Consider the following 20748-nt stretch of genomic DNA (forward strand, 5'->3'; position numbering starts at 1 on the left):
CAAGCGAGTTCCTTCATGAAGAGCCAACCCGATGCCGCCAGCCGTATGGCGGCCGAGGTAGTGACGCAGTTGCCTGTGCCCTCGCGGCTCGGCATGCTGCGTTTCGAGCGCTTGAATGAAGCGAGCTGGGCGATGCTGTTTCTCGATCCCAACTGCGAACGCCAGTTCGGCCAGCCAGCCGTCGAATTGTGTGCCTTGGTCGGCTCGCCCTACGCCAGCCTGATGGAGCCTGAAGCTCGCTATCAGTTGCACGACGCGATCCAGCAGCAACTGCGCGACAGCCCGCATTATCTGGTGCGCTACACCCTGCACACCGCCGCTGGCGTGCTGAGCATCCTCGAACTCGGCGAAGCCTATAAGCAGCACAATCGGCACTTGCTGCGCGGTTATTTGCTGGCGGTCGATGATGTCTTCGACGAAGCACCAGCGCTGCCCTCCGTCGACCTCGAAACCCAGAACTCGCGGCTGCAGATCGCCTTGGAGCTGAACCAGCGCGCCCAGCAGGAACAACTGCAGCACCTTGATCGGGTGCGCGCCCAGCAGGATCTGATTCTGCTGCTTGCCCGCCAGCGCTACAGCAGCCACAACTCGCTGCAGGAAGCCGCCGAACTGATCACCCGCTGCGCCTGCGACATCTATGAAATCGACTGCGCCAGCCTGTGGAACCTCGAAGGCAATCTGCTGGTGCCGATTTCCGCGTATCACCGCGCAACGCAGGAATACCTCCTGCCGGAGGTGATCGACATCAGCGGCTTCCCCGACTACATGGAAGCGCTGCACGGCAGCCGCGCCATCGACGCGCACAATGCAATGCGCGACCCGCGCACCCGCGAGATGGCCGAAGCCCTGCGCCCGCGCGATGTCAACGCGATGCTCGACGCCAGCATCCGCGTCGATGGCCAGGTGGTCGGCGTGCTCTGTCTGGAGCAGACCGGCGTGACCCGCGCCTGGCAGTCCGATGAAATCGCCTTTGCCGGTGAACTGGCGGATCAGTTCGCCCAGGTCATCAACAACCACAACCGCCGCACCGCCACCAGCGCCCTGCACCTGTTCCAGCGCGCGGTCGAGCAAAGCGCCAACGCCTTTTTGCTGGTCAATTGCGACGGCGTGGTCGAGTACGTCAACCCGAGTTTCACCGCGATCACCCAGTACACCACCGAGGAAGTCCACGGCCAGCGCCTGTCGGAACTGCCGGCCCTGGAAAACCTCAGCGAGCTGCTGTTTGACGCGCCGTCGGCGCTGGCCAAGAGCAACAGCTGGCAGGGCGAATTCAAAAGCCGGCGCAAGAACCTCGAACCGTATTGGGGCCAGTTGTCGATCTCCAAGGTGTATGGCGATAACCGCGAGCTGACGCACTACATCGGCATCTACGAAGACATCACTCAGACCAAACTGGCGCAACAGCGCATCGAGCGTCTGGCGTACACCGACAATCTGACCAACCTCGGCAACCGCCCGGCGTTTATCCGCAATCTGGACGAGCGCTTCGCCCGCGATAGCGATACACCGATCAGCCTGCTGCTGGTGGACATCGACAACTTCAAGCGGATCAACGACAGCCTCGGTCACCAGACCGGCGACAAGCTGCTGATCAGCCTCGCCCGGCGCCTGCGCAACAGCCTGAGCCCGAGCGGCAGCCTCGCGCGCTTCGCCAGTAACGAGTTCGCCGTTCTGCTCGACGACACTGATCTCGCCACTGGCCAGCAGATCGCCAACCAGTTGCTGGCGACCCTCGACAAACCGATGTTCGTCGACAACCAGCTGATCAGCGTCACCGGCTCCGTGGGCCTGGCCTGCGCGCCTCTGCACGGCCGCGATCCGCAAACCCTGATGCGCAACGCCGGTCTGGCCCTGCACAAGGCCAAGGCCAACGGCAAGCATCAGGTGCAAGTCTTCACCGAAGCGCTGAATGCCGAGGCCAGTTACAAGCTGTTCGTCGAGAACAACCTGCGCCGCGCCCTGACCCAGAATGAGCTGGACGTGTTCTATCAGCCCAAGCTGTGCCTGCGCAGCGGTCGCCTGCTGGGCATGGAGGCGCTGCTGCGCTGGAACCACCCGGAGCGCGGGATGATCCGCCCGGACCAGTTCATCAGCGTTGCCGAAGAGACCGGCCTGATCATTCCGATCGGCAAGTGGATTGCCCGCCAGGCCTGCCGCATGAGCAAAGCGCTGACCGCCGCGGGCATGGGCAATCTGCAAGTGGCGATCAACCTGTCACCCAAGCAATTCTCCGATCCCGACCTGGTCGCGTCCATCGCCAACATCCTCAAGGAAGAAGCGCTGCCGGCCAGCCTGCTCGAACTGGAGCTGACCGAAGGTTTGCTGCTGGAAGCCACCGAAGATACGCACTTGCAGCTCGATCAGCTCAAGCGTCTGGGCCTGACCCTGGCCATGGACGACTTCGGCACCGGTTACTCGTCGCTCAGTTACCTGAAGAAATTCCCGATCGACATCATCAAGATCGATCGCAGCTTCATCCACGAAATCCCCGACAACCAGGACGACATGGAAATCACCTCCGCGGTGATCGCCATGGCGCACAACCTGAAGCTCAAGGTCGTGGCCGAAGGCATCGAGACCGCCGAGCAACTGGCGTTCCTGCGTCGCCACCGTTGCGACGTCGGCCAGGGCTACCTGTTCGACCGGCCGATCCCCGGCGGCGAGCTGATCCAGGCGCTCAAGCGCTACCCGCGCGGCCCGCTCTGCCTGTAGCCCTCGCCGCCCTTTCATGTAGGAGCTGCCGCAGGCTGCTCCTACATTGAATAGTGCGAAATCCGGCATCATTCGGCACACTGGCGGTCTGATTTTTTACATCCCATCCTGACTGAGAGGAACGATCATGGTTCTGCGCTCGGAAATTCTGGTGAACAAAAACGTGCTACCGACCAAAGACCAAGCTCTACCCGGCCGCGAAACCGCGATGACCCTGCCTGAAAAGCATTTCGTCTTCGAAGAAACCCCGTTGCTCGGCCCGTTTTTCCAGGACGTCGACTTCGCGATCTTCGGTCTGGGTTGCTTTTGGGGCGCGGAGCGCCGTTTCTGGCAGCGCGAAGGCGTGGTCAGCACCGTGGTCGGTTACGCCGGTGGCTACACGCCGAACCCGACTTACGAAGAAGTCTGCTCGGGCCTGACCGGCCACGCCGAAGTGGTGCTGGTGGTGTATGACAAAGCCAAGGTCAGCTACGAAGAGCTGCTGGCGATGTTCTGGGAACTGCACAACCCGACTCAGGGCATGCGTCAGGGCAATGACATCGGCACTCAATACCGCTCGGTGATCTACGCGACCTCGCCAGAGCAACTGGACGCGGCGCTGAAGAGCAAAGCGGTGTATCAGGCTGAACTGTCGAAGGCAGGCCTGGGCGAAATCAGCACCGAAATCGAACAGGCGCCGACCGTGTATTTCGCCGAGGCCTATCACCAGCAATACCTGGCGAAAAACCCTGAAGGTTATTGCGGGATCGGCGGCACCGGCGTGTGCATGCCACCGAGCCTGGCGGGTAATTGATTAAAGTCTGAAAGCAAAAGATCGCAGCCTTCGGCAGCTCCTACAGGTCCGCGTATGTGTGGACGACACTGAACTTGTAGGAGCTGCCGCAGGCTGCGATCTTTTGATCTTGCCCTTGATCAGCTTTCAGCAATCAACCAATCCATCTGCCATCCACCCTGAGTCTGCCCAAGCTTCTTCGACAACCACGGCAGCAACTCGCGCAATTCTTCCTCCAGCCCCCACGGCGGATTGGCAATCGCCATGCCGGAGCCGTTCAGGCTGTTCGGCGTATCCAGCGGATGCACCAGCAGCTCTACGCGCAGCAACTTCGGCGCACCGGTACCGGCCAGATCCTGATAGAAACGACGCAGTGCACGCTGATCCTTTACCGGATACCAGATCGCCGCGACGGTCTGGCGCATGCGGCCAATCGCTTCTTTCAGCGACGCCGCACACTTTTGCATCTCGTCGAGCTGTTCGAACGGCGGATCGATGAGCATCACCGCACGTTTTTCCTGCACCGGCAGCATCGCCCGCGCCACATGCCAGCCCTCGCCCAGATGCACCTTGACCCGACGATCGCCGGCCATGTTCTCCTTTAGCTGCACGCCGTCTTGCGGGTGTTTCTCGTTGAGCATCACCCGATCCTGCACCCGGGTCAGACGCCGCGCCAGCTCCGGTGACCCCGGGTAGTAACGCAACTGGCCATCCGGGTTCATCTCGTGCAGGACTTTCATGTAATCGGCGGTCAGCGCCGGCAGATCCGGCTGATCCCACAAACGTGCGATGCCTTCCAGGTACTCGCCGGTACGGTTGGCCTGATCGCCCTGCAAGTCATACAGACCGATACCGGCGTGCGTATCGAGATAGGCAAACGGCTGTTCCTTGCGCGACATCAGGGCGATGAGGCGGGTCAAGGTCAGGTGTTTGAACACATCGGCGTGATTGCCGGCATGGAAGGCGTGACGATAATTCATGGCTGCTCCTGCGAGGGCCGTGAAGTTTACCTTTTACCGGGCGGCAAGTCAGGGGTTGGGGGCTGAGTGGGTGGTCTTGCTGTCGGGGACACCCGTGGGAGCCCGCTGAGGTAGATGGGATCAAAGGCAAAAGCAACATCAAGAAACAACTCGCCATAGATACTCTTCGTCCCTTGAACAAAGGGAATGCGAAGATCGGTCGCACTTAAAACCTGTAAAGAGGGACATTTACATGGGAAGAAAGGTGATCGGAATCGGCGCTCCGACCTCAACCGGTGGCGCAGTGCTGGAAGGGAACGCTGGAATCAACATTGATTACGCCGTAAGCACATCCTCCATCGGCCACATGGCCAGCTGTCCGGCATGCAGCGCAGGCAAGGGCCCTATCGTGGCAGTGGGCCCTCGAACAGTTACATTACCCGCCGGACCTGTTGCACTCGAAGGTGATTACATCGCCTGCGGCTGTCCCCCAAAATCCAATACGCTCTTGTTCGGTCAATCATCTGTTTATGGTGGCGGTGAACATAGTGCTGCGAGCTTCTCTGCGATAAGCAGCCTTATTCCAAAGCCAAAAGCCATACAACGAATAACCTTCTCGTACGGGGAAAGCCAAACTCCCGTGGACTCGGTGTCACGTTTCTATACTGACCTGAATATTCATGTAAAAACATCCGGCTATTCACCCGGTGAAACGGTAACTGTCACGATCAGTGGCGCGACAGAAAAGACGTTGTCGGGCACTGTCGGAGCGAAAGGAATCGCGATCATCCCGAATGCTTTTCAGGGCGAAGCATTCGATATGGAAGGAGAGATCTAATGGCCCAGGTCAATATCAGTTCAGGTGGCGTGACCTCCAGTATCGTCGTCAAAAGGCCAAAATTCAGCACACTGTGGACTGCCTACGCAGAGGTCGGTCTTAAAAGCTCAATAGATGTATATGCGCTTGTCGGGGGCAATGTCGAGGCTGCCAGAGCAGAAAAACCGGACGCCTATGCAAACGCTTGCGCTCTGAGGATAAGCAGAGGATTCAACTACGGCGGTTACAAAATCCCCAAAGGAACGATCATTCCCAGCAAATCCATCTATCGTCTGGCCGGCGCTGATCAGCTCCCCTACATCATGAAAGTCGCGGATTTTCTAGCGTTCCTGAAACACAACTGGGGGGCTCCCGATCACGAATTGACGCTGAGCAACGCAGACTTCATCAATGGCAAGAAGGGCGTCATTATCATGGAGATTACGGGATGGAGCGATGCGACGGGCCATGCGACTTTATGGAATGGTAGCGCCACCGGAGATAACAGCGACTACCATCGCCCCGATAGCCATACCTATGACCGGCCAGACGTGAAGCTGGAAAAAATCAACTTCTGGGAGTTAAAGGGATGAAATTCCAGCTACTCGTCGCACTAGGCATTCTGGGTATTTCCGGAAGCGCCCTTTCAGGTGAGGCTGAAGTAAACAGTGCAAGAATTTCACTTAAGAATTACGGCCTCGCCAACTGCATATCGAATCAATTCAAGTCTGAGTCCGACATAAAATCGGATCTTGGACTCGCGATTGGCGCCTACTCGGCCATGGGCAAGGGGCAACACGTGATACTGCAAAATGAAGATACGCTGGAGGTCACGTATGATCCGTATGCCGAGACTGAGAAATACATGGCAGGCGCTTACCTCAAAACGTCCTCAGCCAGCAAACAGACTAGTAAAAACATAGTGTTCTATTCTTGTCTGGAAATTTATAACTCCCCGGAATTTGACGCTTTCATCAAGTCGCAGGATCAGTATCTGCAAAACTGAAATCTTCTCGCCTGACTCAATGATCCTTTCAAACCGATACTGGAAGGATCTCTGGAAAGGGCTGAGTGTGAAGTCTTGCTAATGATCGTTCCCACGCTCCGCGTGGGAACGATCGAGTCAGGACGGCATGGCGCGTAGTCGCTTGCCAATCACATCCAGCACATCACAGCCGTCACGCAGCGGAATCGCACAGAGTTGGGCGAAGTCGCTGAGGATGACCGAGTCGCATTCGACCGAGCCGCGCATGCACATGTTTTCGAGGACCTGGATGACCGCGCGGATCCGGTAGTTGGCAGCGTCCATCAGCACATCGAGCGGGGCGTGGGTGTCGATGAACAGGGTGGGCATGTCGTTGCAGTTGCTGGTCAGCGCCATGAGGCGATTGTTGGGGTGAGGGATGAAGGGTTCGTGGGTGGATCTGGATGAAGCGTGCTCATTGTTTAATCCTCTGGTAGTGAAAGAGGCGCACACCGTTTCCCTCCTACAGGATTGGGTGGCAGCCATGCGCGGGGTAGGAGGACTGAGACCAGAGCACTCAGCCACGCCGAAGCGTGCCCGCGCATAACCGCCGCAAAAGATCTTACGGTCGAGCGTCCAATGCCTTTGCCCGGAAATTTCACTCTGACTCGTCCCGCAAGTAGTCCAGCAACGCCGAAGCCGACGATTCGTCCGACGCCGAAACTGCAAAAAACCTGACGACCTTGCAGCGCAAGACATCGGCAGGGAATGCTTCGAACAACGCTGGTTGCTCCTCGCTCAACCACTGCAAGGCGTTGTTGATCCGGGCATCATCGCCGAATTGCGCCAGCAGCTTTTCCGGCACCGACCACCAAGGAAACTCCCGCCCCGAGACCCGCGCCCTGCCCCCGATCTCGACGGCCTGACCGTTGATCAAGCCTCGCGTGAGGACCGGCAGCAACTGCCCGGCTTCCACCCCTGACGACGCAAGGATCGGCAACAAATACCGCCCATCCCAAAACCGGAAGAACACGGCTTTCCCGTCCGGCATCAGCACCTGGGTCAAACTGCGAAAGTGCTCGACCACCGCTTCAAGTTTCGCCGGAGAAACCGTTAGCCAGCCCCAATCGCCAGACTCTGTGGCCGCCACCCAATCCAGAAACTCACTGCCCTTTTCGACGATTCCCACGTAGGGCATCACCGCATCCCACGCGGCATAAATCGTTTCCGCCCAGACCGGTGTCGGCATCTGCGCATTCGAAGGCCAGGCCTTCAGTGGCTCTGCCGCGCTGGCGCTACTGAAAACCGCGAACAACTGCTCCGAAGATTTCAGCGGCTCATCCTTCAACCATTGATCAGGCTGCACAGACACCATCCTTGCAGCGTTCACACTCTTCGCAGAACGGCGCGTCTCCCTTAAAGCTCATGATTTGCGCGGCAGTCAGGATCGCGGCAGGCGCTGCCGCCAGTTTTTCCGGCAACCCCGGCACACCGGGTGCCGCGCTCATCGCCGCCATCGGCGCGCCACCGACTTGAATCGGCACGCTACTGAAGATCCCGCCAGGCCCGATGTTGATCCACTGCCCGCCGGCCTGAATCGTGGCGCTCGCGCCGCCGTCGATCACCACTTGTTGCCCGGCACTGACGTGGATTTGTGCGCTGGCGCTGGTGGCCTGGTTGCTCACCCGAATATGCCGATCGCCGACCACCGTCAGGTGATCGTCCTGTTTGACTTCGGTCTGGCGCTGGCCGTGGGTGATGCGTTGTTCGTCGGCCTTCAACTCATGCTTGGCGGTGCCCGTGACGACGATGCTGCGCTGGTTGTCGACCTGCACCTGCTGGTCGTGCAGTACATGCTGGGTCCAGTTGCGCTGGGCGCGCAGGTAGATTTCTTCGGCGCCCTTTTTGTCCTCGATGCGCAGCTCGTTGTAACCACCGCCACCGGGGCTGCTGTGGCTGCGGAAGATGCTGCGGGTCTTGTCCGCCGGGAGGTCCAGCGGCACCGGGGTCGCGGCATTCGGCAGGCACCCCATTACCAACGGCTTGTCGGCATCGGCGTCGATGAAACCGACCAGCACTTCCATGCCGACTCGCGGGATCAGCACGCTGCCGTAATGGTCATGTGCCCAACCGGTTGCCACACGCAGCCAGCAACTGGAATGCTCGTTGAGCTCGCCGTCGCGATCCCAGGCCAGTTGCACCTTGACCCGACCGTACTCGTCGCAGTGGATTTCCGCGTCGTGCGGCCCGGTGACGACGGCAGGTTGATAGCCAAGCATCCGTGGCTTTTCCGGGCCGAGGGCTGGGCGGAAGAACACCTCCCACGGCGTAGCAAGAAAGGTATTACGGTAACCCTGGAATGTTTCCCCATCGCTGGTGACCGATTCCTCCAGCACTTGCGGCTGCCGCCCACGGTGTTCGATGGCGGTGAGCAGCCACAGGTCATTCCAGTCCCGGCGCGGGTGTTCGGTCAGTTGCATGAAATGTCCGCAAACCAGTGCGGATACGTCGCTGATGCCCTCGGCCTGACGGTAATCGGCGACATGTCGCTCAAGCGCTCTTTGGGCCAGGTGCCTGCCGGTTTCACGATCGTTGAATTGGCCGGGGAAGTGATAATCCTCTAGCACCGGGCGCTGCTCACCGTCGACCCGACTTTGCAGCTGCAGGCGCGGCTTGATGAAGTTGTAATCGCGCCGGGTCACTACGCTGGTACGGGTTTCCACGCGAACATTGAAACGATTGATCGCCGGCGCGCCACCGGCCATGCCGCTGCCGGGCAGATAAAGCGTCGGTTGAGCCAGTTTCGGGAACACCGTCTGATCATCACCGAACACCAATAGGTGACCTTCCGGACTGTGCTGAAAGTGATAATGAATGCCGACTTCGGCGCACAGGCGCTGGATAAACGCGAGGTCACTTTCGGCGTATTGCACGCAGTACTCGCGCTCCGGGTACTCGCTGCCCAGGCGAAATTCAAAAGCATCGCGCAGAATCGAATGATCCTTGAGCACCTGCGCGACGATTTGCGGCACCGTCTGATGCTGAAAAATCCGCTGGTTGATGCGATGCCCGAGGTAAGTCAGACGCGGTACCAGGCTCAGGTGATAGCGCGTCAGACGTTTCCCGGAATCACCCTGCCCGACTCGATAAATCTGACCATGGACACCGGAACCTTCTGCATCGAAGCTCAGAAACGCCTGACGATGCAGCAGGCTCTCGAGGTCCAGATCGGGCCGTTCACTGACCAGTTCCAGCTCGAAACGAAAGGGTTGGCTGATGGCTTCCTTGCCCGTGAACTCAAGGACTTTGAGATCAAATTGGGCGCCTTCGAGGGTCAACGTGAAACGCGGTTGATTGGCAGGCGCGAACATCCGATGTGTCTCTGCAGATTGAGGGCGGGCGATTCTGCATGAGGGATAACGGGTGTTGGACGGGTGACGGGAAAATCAGATTTGCCCTACTTTTTCTGGCGAAAAAGCCTTCGGATATTGGCGCAATCGACTACAGACATATCCCCCAAAACCACCACTGGACCTGTGGGAGCTGGCTTGCCAGCGATGAGGCCGGCACATCCAACTTATTCGCTCACTGACACACCGCCATCGCTGGCAAGCCAGCTCCCACAGGGCTCTCCAAGTTCTTGAGAAATCACAGGCATAAAAAAACAGCCCGCCTCCTGTAGGAAACGGGCCGTTTTTCTGTGAGCCGCAGCTCAGTGCATCACTTGTTCAGGTGGAAATCTTTTTCCGCCGCTTCAAAGCGCTGCACCATGCCTTTGGTTGGCTCGCCCATTTTGCTGACGATGTAAATCGCCAGGCTGGCGAAGATGAAGCCCGGGATGATTTCGTACAGGCCCATCACCTCGAAGTGCTTCCACACCACCACGGTGATGGCGCCGACCAGGATGCCGGCCAGTGCGCCGTTGCGGGTCATGTCTTTCCAGATCACCGAGATCAGCACCACTGGACCGAACGCGGCACCGAAACCGGCCCAGGCGTAGGACACCAGGCCCAGTACGCGGTTTTCCGGGTTGGCGGCCATGGCGATAGCGATCAGCGCCACCAGCAACACCATCGCGCGACCGACCCACACCAGCTCAACCTGGGAAGCGGATTTGCGCAGGAAGGTTTTGTAGAAGTCTTCGGTCAGGGCGCTCGAGCACACCAGCAACTGGCAGCTCAGGGTGCTCATGACCGCGGCGAGAATCGCCGACAGCAGGACACCGGCCACCCACGGGTTGAAGAGGATTTTCGCCAGTTCGATGAACACCCGTTCGTGGTTCTCGGTGACTGGGCCGGCCACTTCCGGGTGCGCCGAGAAGTAGGCGATACCGAAGAAGCCCACGGCGACGGTGCCGCCCAGGCACAGGATCATCCAGGTCATGGAGATGCGACGGGCGTTGGCAATCGACTTCACCGAGTCAGCGGCCATGAAACGCGCGAGGATGTGCGGCTGACCGAAGTAACCCAGACCCCAGCCCATCAGCGAGATGATGCCGATGAAGGTGGTGCCCTTGAGCATGTCGAAGTTGCTTGGATCCTGGGCTTCGATGGCGAGGAACGTGGTATCGACGCCACCAGTGGCCAGCAACACGATGATCGGCGTCAGCAGCAAAGCGAAGATCATCAGCGTGGCTTGCACGGTGTCAGTCCAGCTCACCGCGAGGAAACCGCCGACGAAGGTGTAGGCAATTGTCGCCGCCGCACCGGCCCACAGCGCCGTCTCGTAGGACATGCCGAAGGTGCTTTCGAACAGACGGGCACCGGCCACAATGCCGGAAGCGCAGTAAATGGTGAAGAACACCAGAATCACCACCGCCGAAATGATGCGCAGCAGGCCACTTTTGTCTTCGAAACGACTGGAGAAGTAGTCCGGCAGGGTCAGGGCATCGCCGTTGTGCTCGGTCTGCACGCGCAGACGGCCGGCGACGAACAGCCAGTTCAGGTAGGCACCGACGATCAGGCCGATGGCGATCCAGCTTTCGGACAGACCGGACATGTAGATGGCGCCCGGCAGGCCCATCAGCAACCAGCCGCTCATGTCGGAAGCACCGGCGGACAAAGCCGTTACCACGCTGCCGAGGCTGCGGCCGCCAAGAATGTAGTCTGAAAGGTTGTTGGTGGAGCGATAGGCCATGAAGCCGATCAGTACCATTGCTGCGATGTAGATCACGAACGTGATCAGTGTTGGATTGCTTACGCTCATTAAGTTACGCCCTGGCTTTGTTTTTATGTAGCAGCGGTGATCAATCGCACACAAACGACGATGTTTGGCAGACGAAACGGGATCCCGCGCATTTAGGACTGATGTTTCCCCAGGAAAGCCACCAGCCGATACACCGGGTATTCCCGGTTGCACCTTGGGCGCGAATGCTATGCAACAAAGTAAAAAAGGTGCAACCAGTTTCTGGCGATTAAGTTGCACCTAGTCGGATATACCGATAAATACGCGGTTTTTGCTCCTTTTTAGCGCAGTCACTGCGCTCCGCTAGAAGTAAAAGCACCAAGCAGGAGCGGCACGTCAGTACCAGAAAATAATTCCTGACGAAGCGTTTATTTTTCCGACAAAAAAAGGGTTGCACCCGGTTGCACCTCTTTCGGCGCACGGCTAATCTTGCCGCCAGCTGATGCCACGCAACTGTGGCAACCATGAGGATAAAAATATGGCTACCACCACCCTTGGGGTCAAACTCGATGACCCGACCCGCGAGCGCCTGAAGGCTGCCGCGACCTCGATTGATCGCACACCGCACTGGCTGATCAAGCAGGCAATTTTCAATTACCTGGAAAAACTCGAGGGTGGTGCAACCCTGACCGAGCTGAACGGTTTGACCGCCAAGGACAGCGACGACGCCGGTGAAGTCCACACCGATCACGCGCACCAGTGTTTCCTCGAATTCGCTGAAAGCATCCTGCCGCAATCGGTACTGCGCGCCTCGATCACCGCTGCTTACCGTCGCCCTGAGCCGGAAGTGGTGCCGATGCTGATCGAGCAGGCGCGCCTGCCGGCTCCGATGGCCGAAGCCACCAACAAACTCGCCGCGACCATCGCGGAAAAACTGCGTAACCAGAAAAGTGCCGGCGGTCGTGCAGGCATTGTTCAGGGCCTGCTGCAGGAATTTTCCCTGTCGTCCCAGGAAGGCGTGGCCCTGATGTGCCTGGCCGAAGCGCTGCTGCGCATCCCGGACAAAGGCACTCGCGATGCGCTGATCCGCGACAAGATCAGCACCGGCAACTGGCAGCCGCACCTGGGCAACAGCCCATCGCTGTTCGTCAACGCCGCGACCTGGGGTCTGCTGCTGACCGGCAAACTGGTGTCGACCCACAACGAAGCCGGCCTGACTTCGTCGCTGAGCCGGATCATCGGCAAGAGCGGCGAGCCGATGATCCGCAAGGGCGTCGACATGGCCATGCGCCTGATGGGCGAGCAGTTCGTCACCGGCGAAACCATCGCCGAAGCACTGGCCAACGCGAGCAAGTTCGAAGCCAAGGGCTTCCGTTATTCCTACGACATGCTCGGTGAAGCGGCGCTGACCGAACACGACGCGCAGAAGTACCTGGCATCGTACGAACAAGCCATCCACTCGATCGGCAAAGCCTCCCACGGTCGTGGAATTTATGAAGGCCCGGGCATTTCCATCAAGCTCTCGGCCCTGCACCCGCGCTACAGCCGTGCGCAGTACGAGCGCGTGATGGATGAGCTGTACCCGCGCCTGCTGTCGCTGACCCTGCTGGCCAAGCAATACGACATCGGCCTGAACATCGACGCCGAAGAAGCCGACCGCCTGGAACTGTCGCTGGATCTGCTCGAGCGCCTGTGCTTCGAACCGCAACTGACCGGCTGGAACGGCATCGGTTTCGTGATTCAGGCTTACCAGAAGCGTTGCCCGTACGTGATCGACTACGTAATCGACCTGGCTCGCCGCAGCCGTCATCGCCTGATGATCCGTCTGGTGAAAGGCGCGTACTGGGACAGCGAAATCAAGCGCGCCCAGGTCGAAGGCCTGGAAGGCTATCCGGTCTACACCCGCAAGGTGTACACCGACGTTTCCTACATCGCCTGCGCGCGCAAACTGCTGTCGGTGCCGGAAGTCATCTACCCGCAGTTCGCCACGCACAACGCCCACACCCTGTCGGCGATTTACCACATTGCCGGTCAGAACTATTACCCGGGCCAGTACGAATTCCAGTGCCTGCACGGCATGGGCGAACCGCTCTACGAGCAGGTTGTCGGCAAAGTGTCCGAAGGCAAGTTGAACCGTCCATGCCGCGTGTACGCACCGGTCGGCACCCATGAAACCCTGCTGGCGTACCTGGTGCGTCGTCTGCTGGAAAACGGCGCGAACACTTCGTTCGTCAACCGCATCGCCGACCAGTCAATTTCGATTCAGGAACTGGTGGCCGATCCGGTGGCGCAGATCGAGCAGATGGCGACTGTGGAAGGTGGTTTCGGCCTGCCGCACCCGCGCATTCCGCTGCCGCGTGACCTGTACGGCGCCGAGCGCGCCAACTCCGCCGGCATCGACATGGCCAACGAACATCGTCTGGCCTCGCTGTCCTGCGCCCTGCTCGCCACTGCGCACAACAACTGGAAAGCCGCGCCAATACTAGGTTGCGCTTCCAGCAACGAAGCCCCGGCGCCAGTGCTGAACCCGGCGGATCACCGTGATGTGGTCGGTCACGTGCAGGAAGCTACCGTCGAAGACGTCGACAATGCGATCCAGTGCGCGCTGAATGCTGCGCCCATCTGGCAGGCCACCCCGCCAGCCGAGCGCGCGGCGATTCTGGAGCGTGCCGCTGACCTGATGGAAGGCGAGATCCAGCCACTGATGGGCCTGCTGGCCCGTGAAGCCGGCAAGACCTTCGCCAACGCCATCGCCGAAGTGCGTGAAGCGGTCGATTTCCTGCGTTACTACGCGGTGCAGGCGCGCAACGATTTCAGCAATGACGCCCACCGCCCACTGGGCCCGGTGGTGTGCATCAGCCCGTGGAACTTCCCGCTGGCCATCTTCAGCGGTCAGGTCGCTGCCGCACTGGCCGCCGGCAACCCGGTACTGGCCAAACCGGCTGAACAGACTCCGTTGGTTGCCGCGCAAGCCGTGCGCTTGCTGCTCGAAGCCGGGATTCCCGAAGGCGTGCTGCAACTGCTGCCGGGGCGCGGTGAAACCGTTGGTGCCGGTCTGGTCGGTGATGAGCGCGTCAAAGGCGTGATGTTCACCGGTTCCACCGAAGTCGCGCGTCTGCTGCAGCGCAATATTGCCGGTCGCCTCGACAATCAGGGCCGTCCGATTCCGCTGATCGCTGAAACCGGCGGGCAGAACGCGATGATCGTCGATTCTTCGGCACTGACCGAACAAGTGGTGATCGACGTGGTGTCCTCGGCCTTCGACAGCGCCGGTCAGCGTTGCTCGGCCCTGCGCGTGCTGTGCCTGCAGGAAGATTCCGCCGACCGCGTCATCGAAATGCTCAAAGGCGCGATGGCTGAAAGCCGTCTCGGCAACCCCGAGCGTCTGTCCGTGGACATTGGCCCGGTGATTGACGCCGAAGCCAAGGCCGGTATCGACAAGCACATCCAGGCCATGCGCGATAAAGGTCGCAGCGTGTATCAGGTGGCTATCGCCGACAGTGAAGAAGTCAAACGCGGCACCTTCGTCATGCCGACCCTGATCGAGCTGGAAAGCTTTGACGAACTGCAACGCGAGATCTTCGGCCCGGTGCTGCACGTGGTGCGCTACAAGCGCAAGGACATCGACCAGTTGATCGGCCAGATCAATGCCTCCGGTTATGGCCTGACCCTCGGCGTACACACCCGCATCGACGAGACCATCGCCAAGGTGATCGACAACGTCAACGCCGGTAACGTCTACGTCAACCGCAACATCGTCGGTGCCGTGGTCGGCGTGCAGCCATTCGGCGGCGAAGGCCTGTCGGGTACGGGCCCGAAAGCCGGTGGTCCGCTGTACCTCTACCGTCTGCTGTCGACGCGTCCTACGGACGCCATCGAACAATCCTTCGCTCGCGGTGATGCGCTCGTCGCCCCGGACGTGCGTCTGCGTGAGGCCATGAGCAAACCGCTGAACGCTTTCAAGGCCTGGGCCGAGAGCAACCAATACGCCGAACTGAGCACCCTGTGCGTGCAATACGCCGCGCAATCGCAAAGCGGTATCACCCGCGTGCTGGCCGGCCCGACCGGCGAGAAAAACAGCTACGCGATCCTGCCGCGTGAACACGTGCTGTGCCTGGCGGACGTCGAAGGCGATCTGCTGACCCAACTGGCGGCGGTATTGGCGGTCGGCGGTTCGGCGGTATGGCCGGAATCCGACATCAGCAAGGCCTTGTTCGCACGCCTGCCGAAGGACGTTCAGGCGCGGATCAAACGGGTTGCCGACTGGCACAAGGATGAAGTGGTGTTTGATGCCGTGCTGCATCATGGTCATTCCGACCAGTTGCGTGGCGTCTGCCAGCAGATCGCCAAGCGGGCCGGTGCGATCGTGGGCGTTCAGGGCCTGTCCCAGGGCGAGACCAACATTGCGCTGGAGCGTCTGGTGATCGAGCGCGCACTGAGCGTCAACACGGCGGCGGCGGGTGGTAATGCGAGCCTGATGACTATCGGTTAAAAACCGTTAAGCCGGGTACTGCACAGGTGCCCGGTTCAGCAGAAAAAACTGTGGGAGCTGGCTTGCCAGCGATAGCGATGTGTCAGCCACCATTAATGGTGATTGCTCCGCCGCCATCGCTGGCAAGCCAGCTCCCACAGTTGTTTTGGGGTGTTTGCAAAGTTGTTGCGGGGCTCCAACATCACGCCCATCAATCATCCTGTTCAGCCTTTATCAGCGAGCCTAGACTCGGCCCAACCCCAATTTTCAGGTAGGCCGCCATGTCCGAGACGCTGCTCAGTTCCCGCAATCTGGCTTTCGAGCTGTACGAAGTCCTCGATGCCGAGGGCCTGACCCGGCGTGAGCGCTTTGCCGAGCACAACCGTGAAACGTTCGATGCGGCCATTGGCACCGCGCGCAGCATCGCCGAGAAATACTTCGCACCGCACAACCGCAAGGGCGACGAGAACGAGCCGCGCTACGAAAATGGTCAGGCGGTTCTGATCCCGGAAGTGAAACCGGCGGTGGACGCATTCCTCGAGGCCGGCTTCCTGAATGCCGCGCGCAGTTTCGAAGCGGGCGGCATGCAATTGCCGACGCTGCTATCGCAAGCCTGCTTTGCGCACTTTCAAGCGGCGAACGCGGCGACCACTTCCTACCCGTTCCTGACCATGGGCGCGGCCAACCTGATCGAAAGCTTCGGCAACGACGAGCAGAAACAGCGCTTCCTGCAACCGATGATCGACGGCCGTTTCTTCGGCACCATGGCCCTGACCGAACCGCACGCCGGTTCGTCGTTGTCGGATATTCGTACCCGCGCCGAGCCGGCGTCTGACGGCACTTATCGCCTCAAGGGCAACAAGATCTTCATTTCCGGCGGCGATCACCCGCTGTCGGAAAACATCGTGCACATGGTGCTGGCCAAACTGCCCGACGCGCCGCCAGGCGTGAAAGGTATTTCGCTGTTCATCGTGCCGAAGTTTCTGGTCAATGCTGACGGCAGCCTCGGTGCGCGCAACGATGTGCTGCTGGCCGGGCTGTTCCACAAGATGGGCTGGCGCGGCACCACCTCGACGGCACTGAACTTCGGCGATAACGGCGATTGTGTCGGCTATCTGGTGGGCAAGCCGCACCATGGCTTGAGCTACATGTTCCAGATGATGAACGAGGCGCGGATTGGCGTCGGCATGGGCGCGGTGATGCTCGGCTACGCCGGTTACCTGTACTCGCTGGAATACGCCCGCGAACGCCCGCAAGGCCGAGTGCCGGACAGCAAGGATCCAACCACCGCGCCAGTGGCGATCATTCAGCACGCCGATGTCAGACGCATGCTGTTGACGCAAAAGTCCTACGTCGAAGGGGCGTTTGACCTCGGTTTGTACGCGGCGCGACTGTTCGATGACACCACCACGCTGGAGACCGAAGCCGAGCGTAAACAGGCCCATGAGCTGCTGGATCTGCTGACGCCGATCGTCAAATCCTGGCCGTCGGAGTTCTGCCTGAAGGCCAACGAACTGGCGATCCAGATTCTCGGCGGCCACGGTTACACCCGCGAATACCCGGTTGAGCAGTATTACCGCGACAACCGCCTGAACCCGATCCACGAAGGCACCCACGGCATTCAGTCGCTGGACTTGCTCGGGCGCAAACTGGCGCAGAACGGCGGCGCCGGATTGAAGCAGCTGATCCGCCTGATCGCCAACACCGCCGAGCGCGCGACCGCGTATGAATCGTTGACCGCACTGCGTGAGCCATTGGAGAAACTGGTGGCGCGCCTGCAAACAGTCACCATCGGCCTGCTGACCGATCTGGCGCAAGGCAAGGTCAACAGCAGCCTGGCGAATTCGGCGCTGTACTTGAAGGTATTCGGGCACACGGTGATTGGCTGGCGCTGGCTGGAACAGGCGATCCGCGCCGAGGAAGGTCTGGCCAAAGGCAATGCGGCAGATGCTGACTTCTATAAGGGCAAGCTGCAGGCGGCGCGGTACTTCCTGACGTGGGAAGTGCCGGGCTGTCACCATGAGCTGGCGTTGCTGGAGGCGCGGGATGATACGTGTCTGGCGATGAAGGATGCGTGGTTTTGATCCGGATTTTTTGTCGCTGCTGATGCCGTCTTCGCGGGCAAGCCCGCTCCCACAGGGTCCTGTGGCGTTCACATATTAAGTGACCTGTCACAAGACCTGTGGGAGCGGGCTTGCCCGCGAAGAGGCCCGAACTGACAACACATCAGCTCAACTTGAACCCACCCATCTGCCGCGCCAGATCATCCGCCAACCGCTGCAACATCTGACAATCCTCACGACACGCCCGCACCTCTCCGGCCGTGGCCCGGGCCAGATCGGAAATCCCCTGCACGTTGCGGTTGATCTCTTCAGTCACCGCCGACTGTTCTTCTGTCGCGGTTGCCACTTGATGGTTCATGTCGCTGATGCGCTCGACCTGCCCGGTAATCGCGGTCAGGGAGGCGCCGGTACGCTGGCTCGACTCAACCCCGGTGCCGGTCGCCGCCTGCCCGGTACGCATCGATGACACCGCATTCTCCGCGCCTTGCTTGAGGCTGCCGATCATCTGCTGGATCTCGTCAGTAGACGCCTGAGTCCTGCGCGCCAAGGTGCGCACTTCATCGGCCACCACGGCAAACCCACGGCCCATGTCCCCGGCCCGCGCGGCTTCGATGGCAGCGTTGAGCGCCAGCAGATTGGTCTGCTCGGACACCCCGCGAATCACTGCCAGCACCGAATCGATCGACGCCACCTGATGCGCCAGCTCACCCACCGCGCCCGCCGCCACGCCAATCTCATCGGACATGCTTTCGATATGACGAATCGAGCCGCCAACCACTTCCCGCGCCTGCAACGCTTCATCCCGGGCGGTTTGCGAGGCGAGTGCGGCGTTGCCGGCGTTCTGCGCGATTTCCTGCACGGTCAGGCCCATCTCATGCACCGCGGTGGCGACCATGTCGGTCATTTCCTGCTGACGCCCGGAGCGTTCGGCGGTGTTTTCCACCACTTTCGCCACTTGGCCGACGGCTGTGCGCAGGCGCTCGCTGGTGGTCAGGACTTCGCCGATCAGCCCGCGCTGGCTGTCGAGGAAACGGTTGAAGCCTCGGGCCAGATCGCCCAGCTCATCGGCGCGGCTGGAATCTAACCGATGGGTCAAATCTCCACCGCCGCTACCGATCGCTACCAGCGCGGCTGTTACCTGACGAATCGGTCGCACCAGCCCCTGGGCCAGCCACACCACCAGCGCCAGGCACACCAGCGCCACCGCCAAGCCGATACCGCCGCTCATCCACATCGCCTTGCGGGCTTCGGCGTAGATCTGCGCTTGCGGCACTTCGGCCACCAGCGTCCAGCCCAGATCGCGCAGCGGCAGGCTGAAGGCGAGGAAGTCTTCGCCATCGCGCTGGAACGAGCTGTTGGTGGCGACTTTTTGACCCATGACCGCTTGCGCCGCCGACGCACCGATTTGCTCCGTGAGGGTGCGCTTGCCGCTGAACTGCGCCTCGGGATGGACCTGGATCAAACCGTCGGAACGCACGAGATAGACCTTGCCGCGCTCGCCAAAGCTGAAGTTGTGAATCAGCTCCGACAGCTCTTTCATGCTCAAGCCCAGCCCGGCGACACCGACCACTTTGCCGGCCTGCTCGACCTTCAAGTCGATGAACAGCGCCAATTCTCCAGTGGCGCCATCGTTGTCGATGTTCAGGGTGCGCGGCTGGTTGCTGTCGAGGAAGGAATAGAACCAGGCATCGGCTGGTTTGGTCCGGCTGAGCGTGCGATCCAGGCCTTTTTCGGTGATGTAGTGATTGGAGTCACTGCCGATGATCAACGCAGTGAAGGCTTTATGTTCGGCGCGGATGCCTTCCAGATACTGCGCGAAGGCCGCTGTTTTGCTGCTGTCTTCACCCGAGGCCAGCCAGTCGCGCACCATGCTGTTGCTGGCGATGTCTTTGGCGGCGGTCAGCGGCTGGACGAGGATGCGTTCGATGTCGTTGCGCGTCGCTTCGATGCTCGACGGCAGCGCTTGTTCGACCAGATAGCTCTGGGCGAGGCGGTTGACCACCAGGGTATAAATGCCAACCACGATCAGGATGCTGACCAGCAGGGCGGTGCCCATGCTGAGAATCAGCTGCCATTGAATACTGCGTCGCCACAACTGCATGGAGCACCCCCAAAGAATAAGTGGCCGAAACAATGCAACAGCCGTGCCGATTGTATACAACCTGATCGACAATCTATTCTTTGGTTGTGCGCAACCCCATCAGCCCTGATTGATGGTCTTGGCGATGGTGTCGACCGTGGCGCTGACTTGCTCTTGGTAACGGTCGAGTTCCTGCTGGTGCTGCTTCTTCATTTCGATCTGCTGCGAGCACAGGTTCATCGCTGCCAGCACCAGCAAGCGGTCACCGATCAGCGTCGGGTATTTGCGTTTGGTGTCGGCCAGTGCGGCCTTGAGCATCAGTGCGGCGTCCAGCAGGGTCTGTTCTTCCCCGGCCGGTGCCTTGATCGAATAGTCCTCCCCGAGAATGGAGATGACTTTTACCCCTGCGGTGCCGTGGTTCATGCGCTGACAGGGCCTGCGTTGACGCGATCAACCAGAGCCTGGATGCGCGCTGCGGTGGCGCCGTGCTTCTCTTCCTGTTCCATCAGGCTCAGTTGCAGGCTTTCGTTTTCATCCTTGGCCTGGGCCAGTTCCGTGGACAGGGTCTGGTTGGTTTGCGCGAGGGTCTGGTTCTGTTGCACCAGGTCGCTGACGAGCTGTTCCAATTGGCTGAGGGATGCTTCCAACATTTTGATCTTCCAGGCGTTTTTCAAAGGGCGCGTACGATAAAGAAAAGTCACTGCGGATGCCAGGGCTATACCGGCGCAAGGCCTTGATTTTCCTGGCGGCCGACTGTTCTCGCGAGTTTAAAAGACTGTGATCTGC

At 60.1% G+C, this 20748-nt stretch carries 14 protein-coding genes and 1 pseudogene; 7 read left to right on the top strand and 8 right to left on the bottom strand.

The genetic code is table 11. From position 1 onward, the window contains the following. Window positions 1–15: 15 nt before the first annotated feature. Both KVQ82_RS28045 and msrA read left to right on the top strand, forming a co-directional pair. The gene (locus tag KVQ82_RS28045) at window positions 16–2712 is read left to right on the top strand and encodes a bifunctional diguanylate cyclase/phosphodiesterase (protein ID WP_108181479.1); all 2697 of its coding nucleotides are present in this window, start codon (window positions 16–18) and stop codon (window positions 2710–2712) included. 127 nt (window positions 2713–2839) lie between these two features. Next, window positions 2840–3505 carry a peptide-methionine (S)-S-oxide reductase MsrA gene (msrA, locus tag KVQ82_RS28050; RefSeq protein ID WP_047290930.1) on the top strand — a complete coding sequence of 222 codons (666 nt, stop codon included), beginning with the start codon at window positions 2840–2842 and terminating at the stop codon, window positions 3503–3505. 119 nt (window positions 3506–3624) lie between these two features. Here msrA and KVQ82_RS28055 read toward each other — a convergent pair whose 3' ends face one another. Then, a complete protein-coding gene (locus tag KVQ82_RS28055) occupies window positions 3625–4464 on the bottom strand; it encodes a 23S rRNA (adenine(2030)-N(6))-methyltransferase RlmJ (protein WP_222017056.1) in 840 nt (279 codons plus the stop codon). Between the two features lie 232 nt (window positions 4465–4696). On the opposite strand from KVQ82_RS28055, the gene KVQ82_RS28060 reads away from it, so the two are divergent. The 3 genes from KVQ82_RS28060 to KVQ82_RS28070 are packed head-to-tail and all read left to right on the top strand — an operon-like array spanning window position 4697 to window position 6266. Further along, on the top strand, window positions 4697–5281 hold the full coding sequence (locus KVQ82_RS28060) for a PAAR domain-containing protein (protein WP_222017058.1): 585 nt from the start codon (window positions 4697–4699) through the stop codon (window positions 5279–5281). Beyond that, window positions 5281–5853, top strand: a complete 573-nt coding sequence (locus tag KVQ82_RS28065; protein WP_222017060.1) for a type VI secretion system amidase effector protein Tae4 — start codon at window positions 5281–5283, stop codon at window positions 5851–5853. Before KVQ82_RS28060 ends, KVQ82_RS28065 begins: the two co-directional genes overlap by 1 nt. Further along, window positions 5850–6266, top strand: coding sequence for a type VI secretion system amidase immunity protein Tai4 (locus KVQ82_RS28070; protein ID WP_222017062.1), 417 nt, complete (start codon window positions 5850–5852; stop codon window positions 6264–6266). The genes KVQ82_RS28065 and KVQ82_RS28070 overlap by 4 nt, the downstream gene beginning before the upstream one ends. Before the next feature lie 117 nt (window positions 6267–6383). Here KVQ82_RS28070 and KVQ82_RS28075 read toward each other — a convergent pair. The 4 genes and pseudogenes from KVQ82_RS28075 to putP all read right to left on the bottom strand — a co-directional run bounded on the left by KVQ82_RS28075 (window position 6384) and on the right by putP (window position 11429). Continuing rightward, window positions 6384–6703, bottom strand: a pseudogene (locus KVQ82_RS28075) (hypothetical protein). A gap of 179 nt (window positions 6704–6882) precedes the next feature. Further along, entirely contained in the window at window positions 6883–7599 is a 717-nt protein-coding gene (locus KVQ82_RS28080; RefSeq protein WP_198758202.1) for a DUF4123 domain-containing protein, read from the bottom strand. Further along, window positions 7580–9595, bottom strand: a complete 2016-nt coding sequence (locus tag KVQ82_RS28085) for a type VI secretion system tip protein VgrG (protein WP_222017064.1) — start codon at window positions 9593–9595, stop codon at window positions 7580–7582. Before KVQ82_RS28085 ends, KVQ82_RS28080 begins: the two co-directional genes overlap by 20 nt. Window positions 9596–9944: 349 nt before the next feature. Next, window positions 9945–11429 carry a sodium/proline symporter PutP gene (gene putP, locus KVQ82_RS28090; RefSeq protein ID WP_086794202.1) on the bottom strand — a complete coding sequence of 495 codons (1485 nt, stop codon included), beginning with the start codon at window positions 11427–11429 and terminating at the stop codon, window positions 9945–9947. 457 nt (window positions 11430–11886) lie between these two features. Between putP and putA the strand changes: the two genes are divergently transcribed. Both putA and KVQ82_RS28100 read left to right on the top strand, forming a co-directional pair. Further along, the gene (gene putA, locus KVQ82_RS28095; RefSeq protein ID WP_222017066.1) at window positions 11887–15840 is read left to right on the top strand and encodes a trifunctional transcriptional regulator/proline dehydrogenase/L-glutamate gamma-semialdehyde dehydrogenase; all 3954 of its coding nucleotides are present in this window, start codon (window positions 11887–11889) and stop codon (window positions 15838–15840) included. A gap of 260 nt (window positions 15841–16100) precedes the next feature. Next, window positions 16101–17903 (top strand): acyl-CoA dehydrogenase, encoded by a 1803-nt coding sequence (locus tag KVQ82_RS28100; protein WP_222017067.1) that lies wholly within the window; start codon window positions 16101–16103, stop codon window positions 17901–17903. 142 nt (window positions 17904–18045) lie between these two features. On the opposite strand, the gene KVQ82_RS28105 is transcribed toward KVQ82_RS28100, so the two are convergent. From KVQ82_RS28105 to KVQ82_RS28115, 3 genes are all read right to left on the bottom strand, one after another. After that, window positions 18046–19983 carry a methyl-accepting chemotaxis protein gene (locus KVQ82_RS28105; protein ID WP_047290924.1) on the bottom strand — a complete coding sequence of 646 codons (1938 nt, stop codon included), beginning with the start codon at window positions 19981–19983 and terminating at the stop codon, window positions 18046–18048. A 99-nt stretch (window positions 19984–20082) separates the two neighbouring features. Continuing rightward, entirely contained in the window at window positions 20083–20385 is a 303-nt protein-coding gene (locus KVQ82_RS28110) for a cell division protein ZapA (RefSeq protein ID WP_007967308.1), read from the bottom strand. Next, entirely contained in the window at window positions 20382–20612 is a 231-nt protein-coding gene (locus tag KVQ82_RS28115) for a hypothetical protein (RefSeq protein ID WP_007967306.1), read from the bottom strand. The genes KVQ82_RS28110 and KVQ82_RS28115 overlap by 4 nt, the downstream gene beginning before the upstream one ends. Between the last annotated feature and the right edge of the window lie 136 nt (window positions 20613–20748).

The organism is Pseudomonas sp. AO-1 (genome assembly GCF_019775695.1).
Taxonomy (GTDB): Bacteria; Pseudomonadota; Gammaproteobacteria; order Pseudomonadales; family Pseudomonadaceae; genus Aquipseudomonas; species Aquipseudomonas parakoreensis.

What these genes read in the sequence shown, in the direction of transcription:
- KVQ82_RS28045 (WP_108181479.1), top strand. Translation starts at nt 16, where the DNA reads ATGAAGAGCCAACCCGATGCCGCCAGCCGTATGGCGGCCGAGGTAGTG.
- msrA (WP_047290930.1), top strand. Translation starts at nt 2,840, where the DNA reads ATGGTTCTGCGCTCGGAAATTCTGGTGAACAAAAACGTGCTACCGACC.
- KVQ82_RS28055 (WP_222017056.1), bottom strand. Translation starts at nt 4,464, where the DNA reads ATGAATTATCGTCACGCCTTCCATGCCGGCAATCACGCCGATGTGTTC.
- KVQ82_RS28060 (WP_222017058.1), top strand. Translation starts at nt 4,697, where the DNA reads ATGGGAAGAAAGGTGATCGGAATCGGCGCTCCGACCTCAACCGGTGGC.
- KVQ82_RS28065 (WP_222017060.1), top strand. Translation starts at nt 5,281, where the DNA reads ATGGCCCAGGTCAATATCAGTTCAGGTGGCGTGACCTCCAGTATCGTC.
- KVQ82_RS28070 (WP_222017062.1), top strand. Translation starts at nt 5,850, where the DNA reads ATGAAATTCCAGCTACTCGTCGCACTAGGCATTCTGGGTATTTCCGGA.
- KVQ82_RS28080 (WP_198758202.1), bottom strand. Translation starts at nt 7,599, where the DNA reads ATGGTGTCTGTGCAGCCTGATCAATGGTTGAAGGATGAGCCGCTGAAA.
- KVQ82_RS28085 (WP_222017064.1), bottom strand. Translation starts at nt 9,595, where the DNA reads ATGTTCGCGCCTGCCAATCAACCGCGTTTCACGTTGACCCTCGAAGGC.
- putP (WP_086794202.1), bottom strand. Translation starts at nt 11,429, where the DNA reads ATGAGCGTAAGCAATCCAACACTGATCACGTTCGTGATCTACATCGCA.
- putA (WP_222017066.1), top strand. Translation starts at nt 11,887, where the DNA reads ATGGCTACCACCACCCTTGGGGTCAAACTCGATGACCCGACCCGCGAG.
- KVQ82_RS28100 (WP_222017067.1), top strand. Translation starts at nt 16,101, where the DNA reads ATGTCCGAGACGCTGCTCAGTTCCCGCAATCTGGCTTTCGAGCTGTAC.
- KVQ82_RS28105 (WP_047290924.1), bottom strand. Translation starts at nt 19,983, where the DNA reads ATGCAGTTGTGGCGACGCAGTATTCAATGGCAGCTGATTCTCAGCATG.
- KVQ82_RS28110 (WP_007967308.1), bottom strand. Translation starts at nt 20,385, where the DNA reads ATGAACCACGGCACCGCAGGGGTAAAAGTCATCTCCATTCTCGGGGAG.
- KVQ82_RS28115 (WP_007967306.1), bottom strand. Translation starts at nt 20,612, where the DNA reads ATGTTGGAAGCATCCCTCAGCCAATTGGAACAGCTCGTCAGCGACCTG.